A 14,668-nucleotide genomic window follows, 5' to 3' on the forward strand; every position below is an offset into this window, starting at 1 on the left:
GAATTCTGACAAGAGGTGAGGCCAGTTGTAACGGCGGTATTTTGGCATGGTAGTCTCCTTTGGGTGGAGACTGTAGGTTATTGGTTTGGAAGGTGGGGTTGTAGGAGGTTGTTGGTTTGGCGTTTACGTTTCTCACACCAGCTTGGTAACCGGTGTGAGCGACTTAATTCTAAAGAGGAGAATGAATGGCGAACTAATTGGCAAGATCTCTATTGGGTATTCTGCGTCCGCACATAGAGATATTACTGGCTGAAGAATTTCCGCTGCAACCTCCACGATATTGGCAGTCTTGGGCAGTGACGCCAGGCTGCCAGCTTCGGGTAAATTTTAGCATGTTGTCTTTAACCGACTGATCTAAATCGCCTGCGTATTTGTCAATGGCTGCGTCACCCATATATAGGCCTAGATAGGCGAGCACATCGTCTGTAGATAAACCGCAACCAAACCCGGTATTTAATGTTTGTGACGGATCGCTGCCTTTTACTTGAGAGGCTTCATTTCGATTGAGCATACCGTCATTATTGGCATCTAAGAGATTGGCTAATTCGGTTCCTCTTGGTGAACCGAGTAGTGCATTAAAATAAATAGCGGCATCGGCTTTGGTCATGTACGGATTAATACCTGGAATTTGATTGGTATTAAAAGCTTGGTAACCGGCAGCTGAAATGAAATTATCGTCAATATTAATACATAAATTATATTCAATGTCTTTAATGGCTTCGATGGCATTGTCGGGGTCACTGCAGACTAAGCCTGTAGTGACGATCTTGTTATCTTTGTTGACACAGGCGGTATTATTGGCAAGGTAAGTAATGCAATTGGTGTCGCACCAGTTTTGAGTATTGGCATTACGTTGACCACTCACCGTACTCATTAAACCAGTTGGGTTGGTATCGCTAGAACAACCACTGTTATTACCGCCGCCGTTATTACCGCCGCCGTTATTACCGCCACCGTTATTACCGCCACCGTTATTACCACCGCCGTTATTACCACCGCCGTTCTGACAGCCTCCACTGGCCGCTTGGTTTGCATCAACGTAACAGTTTCCGCCGCAGGCATAAGGGTGGCTGGAGGGGCAATTTTGTGCGTTTGCCCAATGACTTAAGAGGGTAAGTAGAGTGACTTGGAAAAGCACATTAATATGTTTCATTGTTAAGTTCATATTGGGAATCCCTAATAGGTTAACTGTTCTAATTATCAAAACGTTATGAACAAAGGTTTTCATCGCGAGGGATTACGGTGGCTTTTTAATAGAATAATAATGCAGGGGTTATTCCGAAGGCTTGACTATTGCAGTCAAAATGAGTCACCACAACGCAATGTAAACGTATACATTGCAGCATTAAAGTGCAGAAAAATCCATTTCTTTTTTTAGGACTCTTCAAAGAATGCGTTAATAAATTAAATGTTTTTAGAGTATATATATGATTTATGTATAGCTTTTAAGGTTGGTATGGTCCTTCTTGAGGAGGGGTGGCGCTTTTACTGGTTAAGGGAATGTAGTGATTATTTTCAGGGTTGTGGAAGCCTTCAATAATTGCTTGCTCTGTAATCCTAGATTGATTGATTTGATCCGCGTAACGACCTTCCGAGGGGGCGAGCTCATTGAGTGCAATCGCACAGTTTTCAACACAGTCGTCCTCAATGTTTAATAAGTTTACTTGATCTGAGAATGGACCGTTGCTAGGCATGTCGTAGTTTTCATCAGTGACTTCCATGGGATGATGGGTGGCATCCCATGTTTCAATTTCTAGTAATGTGTCTTCTAAGTCCATGAACTCTCCCTGAGTCATTGAGGCAGCTGCACTATTTTGTGAGGGTTCAGCACTTTTTACGTGTTCTTGCTTTTGTATCAGTGTATGAGCAGGTGAAAAAGAGTTGATTGGAAGGCTTAAATCAGAGTGCTTTTCTGGACCCTCAATGTTAATTGTATATTGGCTATTGGAAGACTCTATTAATATATGGTTAATGAAAAAGCTTATCAAGACAAAGAATGTTGTGGTGGATAATATTATTTTTTTTGTTGTCATGGGGATAAGAAAAATCTCTGAGTTCACGTAAAGAATTTTTCTTTACGTGAACGTGAATAATAATTTGATTTAATTTATTGTCATGCTTTAGTCAATTAAAGTCACTCGACAAGTTTGTCCAGAATACTGATCCCACGCGAGTACAGCAAAATCTTTTGATGTGTCACCTAAGTTCGACCAATTTCTATAGCGACCATCCGTAAAATAACACCCCCATGCTTGAATAATATGCTGAGTACCACTATTACCGGTCGTCCCTTGAGTATCTCCTTGAAGATCTCTCCAATTTCCATTGGAAGAGTTATAGTAGAGAATGGTGTCTCTAGAGGCAGTGCGTCTTAATCCATCCCAATTATACATAGCAATTCTTACTGCACACCCATCAATGTCTCCACACAGTTCTCTTACCCTTTGCTCTGGAATAGTGACGGAGGTGCCTCGCGTACTTGCAGAGTATGTGGATCGGTCTGACTGAGCATAAGCTTCAAATGAAAATAAAAAGGGAAGGACAGCAAAAGCAAATGCAATTTTTTTTAATAACATGACGATTCCTCAATGGCGTTTAAAATGAGTTATATTGCCTAGAAACAGCGCGGTCAGTATATCGCCAAAGTGATCAAAAATAATGCTTGAAATTTATCTTGTCATTGAAGTTTTTAAAAAAGGCGTATATATCTTTATAAGATAATAACTCTGAATAGCTGAGAGAAAATCCTACAATCGATAGGAATAAAAAAAGGAGCTGATTTGCTCCTTTAAATGGATCGATGTTGAAATTTATGTCTAGTGGTATGATTTATTGTATTAATGGTTTCTTTCAGTGAGACAGGAAAATTCTTTCTCTAATTTTTTCAATTGTTTTTTTCCGATCTCTCCAGCCACAGTGTTCAATGCGTGGCGAAGGCGTGCGCGGGTCATATCTGGGCCGAGTAATTCCATAGAATCCATCACGGAAAATGAAGCGGTTGTGCCAGAAACGGCAATAAACATTGGTGCAAGAAAGTCTTTAATTTTAATCTCCATGTTATCGGCCAGAGATTTTAATGTGGAGAAAATTTCATCTCTTTCCCAAGTACGTAAAGCTTCCAACTTCCATAATGAAAATTGAAGCACTTTTTTCAGATTGTCTTCATCCAATTTGCTTTCAGAAAAACTTTCTTGAGTAATTGGTAAATAACCCGAGGCGAGAAACCCAGAAAGAGGAATAAAATCACTCAATGTATTCATGCGCTTTTGTGCATGAGGTATGACTTTTAATAAGCTGTCTTCATTTAAAAGCCAGTCATGTAATCGTTTGGCGAGTTGTTCGGTTGAAAGATCTTCACGTATCCAAAGGCTGTTCAGCCAGTTTAGTTTTTCTACATCAAAAATAGGGCCGCCGAGAGAAACGCGTTGGACATCAAAATTAGCCACCATGTCTGCTAAGCTGAATTTTTCACGTTCATCGGGCATAGACCACCCCATACGACCCAAGTAGTTTACCAGTGCTTCGGGTAAATAACCCATGCGTTGATAAAATAAAATGCTTGTGGGATTTTTGCGCTTGCTTAATTTGGACTTATCTGGATTTCTCAGTAAAGGTAAATGACAAAGCTGTGGCATTTCCCAACCGAAATATTCATATAGTAATTTATGTTTGGGGGCTGAGTTTATCCATTCTTCACCGCGTAATACGTGTGTAATGTCCATTAAATGATCGTCTACGACATTGGCCAGATGGTAGGTGGGCATGCCATCGGATTTGAGTAATATTTGGGCGTCAACTTGTCCCCAATCCAACTCAATTGTGCCACGTAACATGTCATTAATAGGGCAGGGGCCTTCGCCTTCTGGCACATTCATGCGAATAACACAGGGCATGCCAGCTGCTTTACGGCGTTCAACTTCATCCTCAGGTAATTTCAATTCGCTGGGTTTTAAGGCAGCAAATCCTCCAGCAGCGCGTCGGGCTTCTCGTAATTCGTCTAATTCTTCTGGAGTGCGATAACAGTAAAAGGCGTGCCCCTTTTCGATGAGTTCTTGAGCGTATTGGGCATAAATGTCTTTTCGCTCGCTTTGACGATAGGGGCCTTTGTTGCCACCAATATCTGGCCCTTCTGTCCACTCTATGCCTAACCAGCGAAGGCTGTCGAGAATGGCTTGCTCAGATTCGGGCGTTGACCGTGTTTGGTCGGTATCTTCAATACGCAAGATGAATTCACCACCATGCTGTTTGGCAAAACAGAGGTTGAATAAGGCAATATAGGCAGTACCAACGTGCGGGTCGCCAGTAGGTGATGGGGCAATGCGCGTGCGAACGGTCATGAAAAATAGATTCCTTAAAGGTTTACGAACTTAGCCAGGCTTAATGATTGCCTTGCAATACACTGCGGATTATACGACGTTGTTGTAATAGGGAGTAGGGATTAGGCTAAGGTAAAATGAGAATGAGTAATGGATAGGTTACCACTTCAGAGATGCTTTTTTCCGCCGATAAGAAGACTAAATCAGAGTCTCGAGTTTGGGGTTGAATGATTTTTGAATAGACAACATAAATGATGACGGTTAAGGGGGAAGGGTGTTTCGTTCAATTAGCCAAAAAGTGATGTTTGGGTTTGCGCTGATTTCGGTGGTTGTACTGATTGCAACGTGGATATTGTATGAAAAAACGGCACGTATAAAACAAGAAAATATGACTTTTGTAGAAGTCTCCTTGCCAGCATTGCATCAAATTGAAGGCATTAAACACACAGCCAATAAAATCCATATTGATGCGTATGCGCTTTATGGCACCACTCTGAACCAATCCGATTTTTCTCAGCGTTTTCAAGTGCAAACCAAAGAGTTAACTGATTCAGTGTCTGCGCTGACCATGTTGGATCAACCTATGCAACAGAGATTGCGGTTGGCCTTGGATTCGGTATTACGTCAGGTCAAAGCGTTGGAGAAAATCATGTCTGCGGATTTTGTTGATTGGGATGAGGCTCGGTCAGAGCTTGGTCGCATCAATAATGTGTTAATTGAGTTAGAGGAGGCATTGACTCAAGCAGAGGCTCTTGTAAATAAACAGGCACAAGCGGTATCAGCAGCGGTGGGCAATGAGTTGGTGGAAGTGCGTGTATGGATTTTGATCGCACTGGCCTTGGTGTTGAGCATCACCGGATTTTCTTATTATTTCGCACGTTTTGGTATTGTGTTACCCGTGTCTTCATTGAACCAGCAGTTGGACAGTATTGCCTTGCATAAAGACCTTTCTAAGCCGGTGAGTGTGTCTTCGGTGGATGAGGTGGGAACAATGGCTGATAGCCTGAACAAATTACTATCCGCTTTTAAGGGCGGTAGTGAAGAGACCATTTCATCTGCGACGGTGTTACTCACTTCTGCGAACCGGTTGAAAAGCTCTGCATCACAAGTGGATGATCAGGTTTCCTCTTTGGGCCAACACATGGGCACCTTAATGGAAGCCATTAACTTGCTGGAATCGAATACTGCATCCAATGTGGATCGCTCGCTTGCGGCGGCAGAAGCGGCAAAAATAGGCGCAGACCAGGTAAAAACCGGAGCACGTGATGTTCAAAAAACGGCAGACAGTATTGCTCAGCTTTCTTCGGATCTGGATTCTTCCGCTGAAATGTTGAACACGTTAAAAGTCGCAGGCGATCGTGTTGCGTCGGTTGTGAAAACCATTGCTGAGATTTCCGAACAGACCAATTTATTAGCGTTGAATGCCGCGATTGAGGCAGCTCGGGCCGGGGAGTCGGGGCGTGGTTTTGCGGTGGTGGCAGATGAAGTACGTGCATTGGCGCTGCGTACCCAAGAATCCACCAATGAAATTAACGATATTTTAGCGACGATTGTCGACTCTATTGCTCGAACGGCTACGTCGATGGAGGATAATAAGTCAAAAGCTAATGAGTCGGTGAGCTTTGCTCAATCAACGGTAGTGGCATTGGGGGCAATCGAAGAGACCATTAGTGCATTGAGTCAGTCGTGTACGGATTTAGCCGAACTCGCGAGCTCTAATAAACGCAATACAACCGCAATGAACGAGAGCCTTAGTACGATGGAAAAGGCCACATCCTCTGTGGCCAGCAGTAGTTGTGAAACACGTAGTGAGGCTGACACAGTGGATGGTCTTGCTCATACATTGGAGCAGTCTGCACGCCAGTTTACTGTTTGAGCTTTGAGCACTGGGGATGAGCCATCATCCTCAATATCGATCGAAAATGGGTCTGTTCATATTGGTTCATTAGTAGTTTGTCGATAATTAACAGGCTGTCGAGAATTAGTAGTCTGTGAATAATTAGTAGTGTGTGAATAATTAGTAGTCTGTCGATAAATAACAGCCTATTCATAGAGAGTGTTTCTATGCATAACGCTTTTTTTCTGCCCACATTCCCAGGGCGATAAAACCAATTATCACTGTTAAACATAGCCAATGTGCAGGGGTTGCTCGAATGAGTCGGGCAAGCCATGGTGCAGTGGCAATCAGAAAAGCACCATAACCAAAAGCGTTGATCAAAATAAAAACACTTGTTCTTAAAATAAAGTGGCTATTGGCCAGTTGTTTGCGGATAAATCGATTGATGTCGCTACCCAGTAGAACCAACAAGCAGGCTAAAAAAGCCATGGCAATTTCGCTGCTCCATGGATAGAACGCTTGTCCTACTTTAGAAAGGTAATACAAAATAGTGTTCATAGAGGAGTCGCCCAGTTTGTACACTTAGGGTTGTTTTCAGATTAACCATTAATCGTCTTAATCGACGGATAAGTTATTGTGGGCAAGTGTGACTCAATAATCAAAACAAATAACTATGGTGTTGTTTTATAGTGAGACGTTTTATATCAGAGTGTTAGTCAAAGTCTTCGGTTAACAACATTTCATCGTCGCGATAGCCAATAACACCCTGTTGTTGGAGTTGTTGATAAGCCACCTGGATACGTTGATGGAGTTCCAAAGCCCTCGGATGTGAAATGGGGACGGCAATAGGGTAGCCATCCAATTTTTGTAATTGCTGGGTATAAATCAGGTTTTTATCCACGTTTAATTTTTGTATCGCCTTTTCAATTGGGGCGGCCAGTATAATCAAATAATCCGCACGGCCGCTGAGGAAAAACTTTAAAGTTTGTGCCACCGTATCGAGTTTTACGACGTTGTAATTTGGGTTGTCCAAAATATCCACAAAGTCTGCCAATGGGAAACTACGCTGAACAACGATGGTAGCGCCTTTTAATTGTTCAACATCGGTAGGTGGGTTGGGTTTGAGCGAATAAATGTGAAGGGCGACATTGGTACTGGGTACGGGGAAATACAGTAAGTTGTTGGTTTCAGGGCTATCGCCATAAGAAATAATGGCTGTGTCTTTGGCTGTGATATTTCGAATAATTCTTTCATAAGGGAGTATTTGAAACCGAACATTTAAACCAGCTTGTTGATAAATTCGTCTGGTTAATTTCGCATGAAGACCGGTTACCTGACCACCTTCTAACTCCCAATAAGGGGGAAATACCAATGTTTTGTGAATAACAACCGACTCTTTAGAGCTTGTTGGCTTCTGTTCTAGACTAGAGGCCTGAGGTGGGTTTACACCGTTATAAATGCCTATGATAACTGTAATAGCCAATACAATGCTGCTCAATCCGTACCAAAACTGAGTGGAATTCATTGTGCTCCTTGATAAATCAGCAGTTCCGCATTATTGCTCTGAATAACCAAAATGAGTTTCATGGTATTTGGCATTATCAGGTATTGCCATTAAAGCATGCATGGTGCGACTGTGCTCTTTGATGCCTTTGGTTATATGCCCAGTTTATGCTCAAATCTGGGAAGCTCGTCCGCCGACTAATTATATTTGAAATCATTTGTCGTTATGGCTGAGCGTCTTATTGTGTTGGTCATCATTTTTCCAGTTTATCCCATTTCTGTCGCTTCATTACTCTATTGTATATAAAAATAATAATAAGCGACATTTGCTCTATAATTCGTTGCCATAGTCAATCTTAACGATAAATAAGATCGACGCTTTTTCCACCATCAATGTGCCTTTCTCATTGCCTCTGTATTGAATAAGATTTTTGTGGGCGAATTTTGATCAGGGTGGTCGTGTTTGGTGCGGTGAGGGAAGATAATTACTGCTAAGCTCTTTAAGTATTCTTGTCGTCAAATTAAACACATCTCGCCTTAAAACAGAGGGTTAGCAGTATCGATGGTCGCTCACTTCGTTATTGGTCATCCTCAAGTATAGGGGTTGTCCTTTTTTGCGTATTCATTACTCGGTTGATCGGTGATTACTGTACGTAGAGAAAGGGCTGCCGGGATTTGTTAGACCAATTGATCGTATTTGCCATTGTTGCTTTATTGGGAATGCCTAATCTAAGGATACGGATTTTGAAGAAGTGTATTGATGCAGTAACAGCGTACATTTTCAATAAATACTCATAGGCCATGGGGACTTATTGTCTGTTTTCTGGAACTGACTGATTATTTGAAGTTAAACCGTATCAAATACATTGATTCATGATCGACAATCAAAACGCACATATTGGTTCGGTGACATTACCGTACTTATTTAACACTTATTTTATAACAAACAAAAATGAGGCCAACCCATGATCTATTCGGGAAATTCGATCAAGGTCACTCTGCTCGACAACGGTGTCGCAGAGCTCCAGTTTGATCTGCAAGGCGAGTCTGTTAATAAATTCAACCAGGCCACACTGGAAGAGCTAAGAGAAGTTGGTCAAACCTTGAGCAAGTCAAGCGATGTAAAAGGTTTGTTGGTGACCAGTGCTAAAGACTGTTTTATTGTTGGCGCTGACATTACCGAATTCGGTGCTGGCTTTTCACGCTCCGAAGAAGAAATTGCCAAGAGTGTTGAGGACGTTAACACCAATATCTTTAATGTGATTGAAGACCTTCCTTTCCCAAGTGCGACTGCTATTAATGGTGTAGCACTGGGTGGTGGTTTAGAAATGGCGTTGTGTACCGATTACCGCGTATTGGCGGAGGGTGTAAAAATCGGTCTGCCCGAAGTGAAATTGGGCATCATGCCAGGCTTTGGTGGCACTGTACGTTTACCTCGCATTATTGGTGCGGATAACGCCATTGAGTGGATCGCAGCAGGTAAAGAAGCGCGTACCGAAGAAGCATTAAAAGTCGGTGCAGTAGATGCGGTTGTTTCTGCTGATAAAGTACGCGAAGCAGCGCTGGATCTTGTGAATAAAGCGATTGCCGGTGACTTCGATTGGCAAGCGCGCCGTGAAGAGAAAAAAGGCCCGTTAAAGCTGAATGATACCGAAGCTCTAATGGTGTTTGAAACTTCCAAGGCCTACATCGCAGGTCAAGCGGGCAAGCATTACCCCGCACCGGTTACGGCGGTGAAAAGCATGCAGAAAGCGGCAAAAGAAAGCCGTGATGAAGCCTTAAAAAGCGAAGCGTATGGCTTTGTAAAATTGGCAAAAACCGATGTGTCTCGTCACCTTATTAACTTGTTCTTAAGTGATCAAGCGTTAATGAAAAAGGCCAAAACCGTTTCCAGTGATGCCAGTGCAGTAGAGCAAGCGGCGGTATTGGGTGCGGGTATTATGGGTGGTGGCATTGCCTATCAATCGGCCTACAAAGGCACGCCCATTATCATGAAAGACATCAATCAAGCCGGTATTGATTTGGGTTTGAATGAAGCGTCTAAATTGTTGAGCAAGTTGCAATCTCGTGGCCGTATTTCAGCAGAAAAAATGGCCAATATTCTCAACAGCATTACCCCTAGCTTGAGTTACGGTGATTTCGATAAAGTCGACTTGGTCGTAGAAGCGGTTGTTGAAAACCCGAAAGTGAAACATGCGGTCTTGTCTGAAGCCGAAGACAAAATTTCTGAAGACACTATTCTTACCTCTAATACTTCCACCATCTCTATTGATCACCTAGCTGAACCGCTTAAGCGCCCTGAAAACTTCCTTGGTATGCACTTCTTCAACCCTGTGCACAAAATGCCGTTGGTAGAAGTGATTCGCGGTGCAAAAACGTCTGACGAAGCTGTTGCCAAAACGGTTAATTATGCCTTGGCAATGGGCAAAAAGCCGGTGGTGGTGCGTGACTGCCCAGGGTTCTTGGTAAACCGTATTTTATTCCCTTACATGGGTGCGTTCATGCAGCTTCTTCGTGATGGCGCCGATTTCGTCAAAGTCGATAAGATCATGGAAAACTTCGGTTGGCCAATGGGCCCGGCGTACTTGTGTGATGTGGTGGGCATTGATACTGGCGTTCATGGCGCCGATGTGATGGCCGAAGGCTTCCCAGACCGTATGGGCTACGATTACAAATCCGCCAACCACGTGATGTTTGAAAATAATCGTCTTGGCCAGAAAAACGGCAAAGGCTATTACAAATATGAGCTGGACAAAAAAGGTAAGCCGAAGAAGAAAACCGATCCAGATGCCGTCGAGTTATTGAAGCCTGTGGTTGCAGAGCCTAAAGATTTCTCAGAAGAAGAGATCGTCGATCGCTTAATGGTGGCGTTCTGTTTAGAGGCGGTTCGTTGTTTGGAAGAAGGTATTGCCGACAGCGCGACCGATGTGGATATGGCATTAATTTACGGCCTGGGTTTCCCTCCATTCCGTGGTGGACCAATGCGTTACATCGACGATATGGGTGTTGCTGAATTTGTGGCGAAGGCTGACAAATACGCAGAGTTAGGCAACCTATTCAAAGCCACCGACAAGCTGCGTGAAATGGCAGCCAATGGCGAGCGCTTTTATGCGTAATGAATGCCTGTCATTCAATGAATCGCATAAAGCAAAGCCAATATAGAATTCAGGAGAAAATACAATGAGCTTGAATCCAAGAGATGCCGTAATCGTAGATTTTGGGCGTACCGCCATGGGCCGTTCAAAGGGTGGAATGTTCCGCAATACTCGTGCTGAAGACATGTCTGCCGACTTGGTTAATGGGTTGTTTGCCCGTAACCCAAATGTAAACCCAGCCGAAGTGGAAGATGTGATTTGGGGGTGTGTAAACCAAACCAAAGAGCAAGGCTGGAACATCGCTCGTATGATGTCATTAATGACCGTGATTCCTCACGAAGCGGCGGGCCAAACCGTGAGTCGTTTGTGTGGTTCTTCCATGTCTGCGCTTCACACTGCGGCGCAAGCCATCATGACCAACAACGGTGATGTGTTTGTTGTGGGTGGTGTAGAGCACATGGGCCACTTGCCGATGGACCATGGGGTTGATCCTAACCCGCGTTTGTCTAAGCACGCGGCGAAAGCGGCGGGTATGATGGGCATGACCGCAGAATTCCTCAGTATGTTCCACGGTATCACCCGTGAGCAACAAGACGAGTTTGGGGCGCGTTCACATCGCTTAGCGCATCAAGCCACTCAAGATGGCCGTTTTAAAGACGAAATCATTGCTATTGAAGGGCATGATGCAGAAGGCTTCAAACAGCTGTGTAGCGTTGATGAGACGATCCGTCCAGAAACCACCGTTGAAGGTTTGTCGCAATTGCGCCCCGTGTTTAATCCGAAAGGTGGCACAGTGACGGCGGGTACGTCTTCACAAATCACTGATGGCGCTTCTGCAATGATCGTCATGTCTGCTGAGCGTGCGCAAGCATTAGGTATTCAGCCGTTAGCGAAAATCCGTGCGATGGCGGTAGCGGGTGTTGACCCTTCTATTATGGGTTACGGCCCAGTGCCTTCAACGCAAAAAGCGTTAAAGCGTGCGGGTTTATCTGTTGAAGATATCGATTACTTTGAATTAAACGAAGCCTTTGCCGCACAGGCATTGCCGGTTCTAAAAGACCTTCACTTATTGGATAAAATGGACGAGAAAGTGAATCTACACGGCGGCGCCATTGCGTTAGGTCATCCATTCGGTTGTTCTGGCGCACGTATTACGGGCACATTATTAAACGTAATGCGTCAGCGTGAAGGTACCTTGGGTGTTTCCACCATGTGTGTGGGTTTAGGTCAAGGTATTACCACCGTTATTGAGCGCGTTTAATTTTTTAACTGCGTTTTAATGGTTTATATTTAGTAAGGAGGCGAAAGCCTCCTTTTTTTGTGCCAAAATCTTTTGTAAAAAATAGCGTGGTTTTCGATAAAATCAGTGTGAGTTATTCATAATGAACTACGAAGAGTTCAATGCTTTCTGTAAAAGGTTGCCAGCCACTACCTACGTAATGCAGTGGGGTGATGCTCATGTGTGGAAAGTCGGTGGTAAAGTCTTTGCGATTGGTGGTTGGGACAAGAATACTGGCCCTGCTTTTACTTTCAAAGCTTCCGAATTGAACTACGAAATTTTAAAAGATGAGCCGGGTTATCGGCCTGCTCCGTACCTTGCTTCTCGCGGGATGAAATGGATTCAACAATACGACCCTGAATGTAGAGTGGAAGATGACCTTATCTATTACTTGACGGAATCTCACCGGATTGTGTCTTTAGGGTTGACCAAGAAAAAACAAAAAGAGCTGGGATTGAATCAACCTTAAATTTTTCTCATTTAAGGGTTCTCTTAGTAGCCTATCCAAAAAGGCGATAATGCCTGTCTGTTATTACGCCTATAAATTCACCCACTAATTTGGGGTGCAGCCGATAGGGGCATTGAGCCGAATAATCTGCTCAATGCCCGATTTTTTTGTAAAAAAATTGTTCTGCCGCTAATGGTTATTGTCGTAAGTAGGGACGACGTATTTCCCCATTAATGATTAATCCGGGAAATTGCGTACTATTCCCAAAGTCCCAAACAGATTCATCCCAACCCTCAAATAACGTACTGCTAGAACAGGTAGTATTGTCAGCACTTTCTGGGCAGCGAAGTTGTGTTGTAAGGTGCCCTGAGAGTTCATCGGGCCAAAATGGGAAATCATTAATGCGCTCACCAACGTCATTAAAATTACCCACATCAGTCTGATAATAATTACCACTTGTACTAAAGTTTACCTTCATCGATCCGACAAATTTGCCAATGGTATCAATGCGGTTTGTCGTCGCTACGACATTCGCTAATGAGTAGCTATTGGTAATTCTAGCGGTATTGTAGAAATCAGTGGCATATGAATTGACGGACGCTATACCGACTAGCCCTCCCACATATCTTTCTCCCCTTACCAATCCAGAAGTATATGCGTTAGTAATAGTCGGTATTCTGCCTGCACCATCATTTTCGCTGTAGCTGTTCGCATGACCAATTAGCCCTCCAACGGCTTGTTGACCAATCACTTTAGCGGTAGAGAAAACTTTTGATATTTCAAGATTATTATCAATAAAATCATACTCTGAGGTAGAAGCAGTGCCTATAAGCCCCCCAATATTATTCTTGCCAGAGACAAATCCTGTGGTGTAACTGTTATTTACAGATAGGGCATCACTATCATTTGAGGAAAAATAGAAGTCGTGAACACTTAAATAGCCGACTAATCCTCCTAAGTTGTTTTCGCCTTTAATATTGATATTGGCGTTACTGTAGGTAAGTGAACTGTTGCCATTCCCAACGAATGAGCCAATAATTCCTCCTGCTGAAGAGGCTTTATCGATAAAACCTTCAGCAGTTAAATCACTTAGAAGGCATGGTGTTTCTTCATAGCAGCCAAAAAAGCCAATAATGCCGCCGGCAGATCTAGCGCCAGTGATATCAACAGTGGCATGATTCTCTGTAATTCTAAAGCTTTCAGATTCAACCAAAGCTCGACCAATAATACCGCCTAGATTCAGGTTGCCACTCATTGTCACTTCAGAAGTATTGTTTCTAAAGCGATAAGTATTCTCGTGAATAGCTTGATAGGGAGTATCTACTAAAGCGCCGACTAAGCCACCGATGTAATCATTGGCGGATATTGATAGTTCTGAGTAATTTCTTGCAAAGGTAACCTGGCCGCCATAGGTAAACTCTTCGTCACTAACCGTTGAGATACTGCCTACCATACCTCCAATATAATTATTGCCGTTAATGATACCTATAGCACGATTGTACCCAATAAATAGATTTCCATTGTCTGCAATATAAGCATTGCCGGCAATAATGCCTACGTGGTCTTTTCCAGTGACACCCTGCGGGGCAGTTTCTATCGTAAGGCGACGTACTTCACTGGAGGATGATGGTTGATTTTCTTGTGCTTCTATACGGGCAAACAACCCTAAATAAGATTCTTCTGGACGATTAATGTAGAAGCCTTGAATTCTATAACCATTACCATAGAATTTTGTTGCCAACCCTGACGTTGAAGTTCCTATGGGGCGCCAACCTTTGTTGGATTGGTCTCCATCCATATCAAAATAGTCGTCTTCTTCATTAATGAGACCATCATTATTAGTATCGAAAGACAAGTTGTTTGTCAGCTCATACCCTTCGCAAGGGTCATAATTGTCACTGCAAAAAAATTCTTCACCGGTGTGTGTGACTAAGCTTGTACCATCAAGGTTGTTTCTTACCCAATCGAGTTGTTCCAGTGTTGAAATATCAATTAGATAATCACCGTCTTGATCAATATTAATATTGCTGGAACTTGTATTGCTGGAACTTGTAGAGTGGCTGGATAGAGAATTAAATTGAGACGATTGAATTGTTGAGGCGGGTTCATTAGCGAATGTAGAGAGGGATATGAGTAAAGTGGTTGTGTAAAGCCAATTGCTTTTTTTGACGAGTTTCATAAATCGATCCT

General features: G+C 43.2%; 11 protein-coding genes. 4 read left to right on the forward strand and 7 right to left on the reverse strand.

Annotated elements, in window-relative coordinates; genetic code table 11:
* Positions 1-193: 193 nt before the first annotated feature.
* The 4 genes from LU351_RS18120 to gltX all read right to left on the reverse strand — a co-directional run bounded on the left by LU351_RS18120 (position 194) and on the right by gltX (position 4,337).
* The gene (locus tag LU351_RS18120; protein ID WP_232595511.1) at positions 194-1,165 is read right to left on the reverse strand and encodes a hypothetical protein; all 972 of its coding nucleotides are present in this window, start codon (positions 1,163-1,165) and stop codon (positions 194-196) included.
* A gap of 280 nt (positions 1,166-1,445) precedes the next feature.
* Positions 1,446-1,778 (reverse strand): hypothetical protein, encoded by a 333-nt coding sequence (locus LU351_RS18125; protein ID WP_232595512.1) that lies wholly within the window; start codon positions 1,776-1,778, stop codon positions 1,446-1,448.
* Between the two features lie 342 nt (positions 1,779-2,120).
* Entirely contained in the window at positions 2,121-2,576 is a 456-nt protein-coding gene (locus tag LU351_RS18130) for a hypothetical protein (RefSeq protein ID WP_232595513.1), read from the reverse strand.
* Between the two features lie 261 nt (positions 2,577-2,837).
* Complete coding sequence (gene gltX / locus LU351_RS18135; RefSeq protein ID WP_232595514.1) at positions 2,838-4,337, reverse strand: glutamate--tRNA ligase; 1,500 nt, start codon at positions 4,335-4,337, stop codon at positions 2,838-2,840.
* A gap of 253 nt (positions 4,338-4,590) precedes the next feature.
* Between gltX and LU351_RS18140 the strand changes: the two genes are divergently transcribed.
* Complete coding sequence (locus LU351_RS18140; protein WP_232595515.1) at positions 4,591-6,192, forward strand: methyl-accepting chemotaxis protein; 1,602 nt, start codon at positions 4,591-4,593, stop codon at positions 6,190-6,192.
* Between the two features lie 186 nt (positions 6,193-6,378).
* Here the strand turns inward: LU351_RS18140 and LU351_RS18145 are convergent, their stop codons facing one another.
* Both LU351_RS18145 and LU351_RS18150 read right to left on the reverse strand, forming a co-directional pair.
* Entirely contained in the window at positions 6,379-6,711 is a 333-nt protein-coding gene (locus LU351_RS18145) for a DUF3392 domain-containing protein (RefSeq protein ID WP_232595516.1), read from the reverse strand.
* Positions 6,712-6,865: 154 nt separating this feature from the next.
* Entirely contained in the window at positions 6,866-7,678 is an 813-nt protein-coding gene (locus tag LU351_RS18150; protein ID WP_232595517.1) for a substrate-binding periplasmic protein, read from the reverse strand.
* Between the two features lie 943 nt (positions 7,679-8,621).
* Here LU351_RS18150 and fadB point away from each other — a divergent pair.
* From fadB to LU351_RS18165, 3 genes are all read left to right on the forward strand, one after another.
* Positions 8,622-10,772, forward strand: a complete 2,151-nt coding sequence (gene fadB, locus LU351_RS18155; protein WP_232595518.1) for a fatty acid oxidation complex subunit alpha FadB — start codon at positions 8,622-8,624, stop codon at positions 10,770-10,772.
* A gap of 64 nt (positions 10,773-10,836) precedes the next feature.
* Entirely contained in the window at positions 10,837-12,012 is a 1,176-nt protein-coding gene (gene fadA, locus LU351_RS18160; RefSeq protein ID WP_232595519.1) for an acetyl-CoA C-acyltransferase FadA, read from the forward strand.
* Positions 12,013-12,133: 121 nt separating this feature from the next.
* Positions 12,134-12,499 carry an MmcQ/YjbR family DNA-binding protein gene (locus LU351_RS18165; protein ID WP_232595520.1) on the forward strand — a complete coding sequence of 122 codons (366 nt, stop codon included), beginning with the start codon at positions 12,134-12,136 and terminating at the stop codon, positions 12,497-12,499.
* A gap of 175 nt (positions 12,500-12,674) precedes the next feature.
* Here the strand turns inward: LU351_RS18165 and LU351_RS18170 are convergent, their stop codons facing one another.
* A complete protein-coding gene (locus LU351_RS18170; RefSeq protein ID WP_232595521.1) occupies positions 12,675-14,657 on the reverse strand; it encodes a hypothetical protein in 1,983 nt (660 codons plus the stop codon).
* Between the last annotated feature and the right edge of the window lie 11 nt (positions 14,658-14,668).

The organism is Marinibactrum halimedae (genome assembly GCF_021234875.1).
Taxonomy (GTDB): Bacteria; Pseudomonadota; Gammaproteobacteria; order Pseudomonadales; family Cellvibrionaceae; genus Marinibactrum; species Marinibactrum halimedae.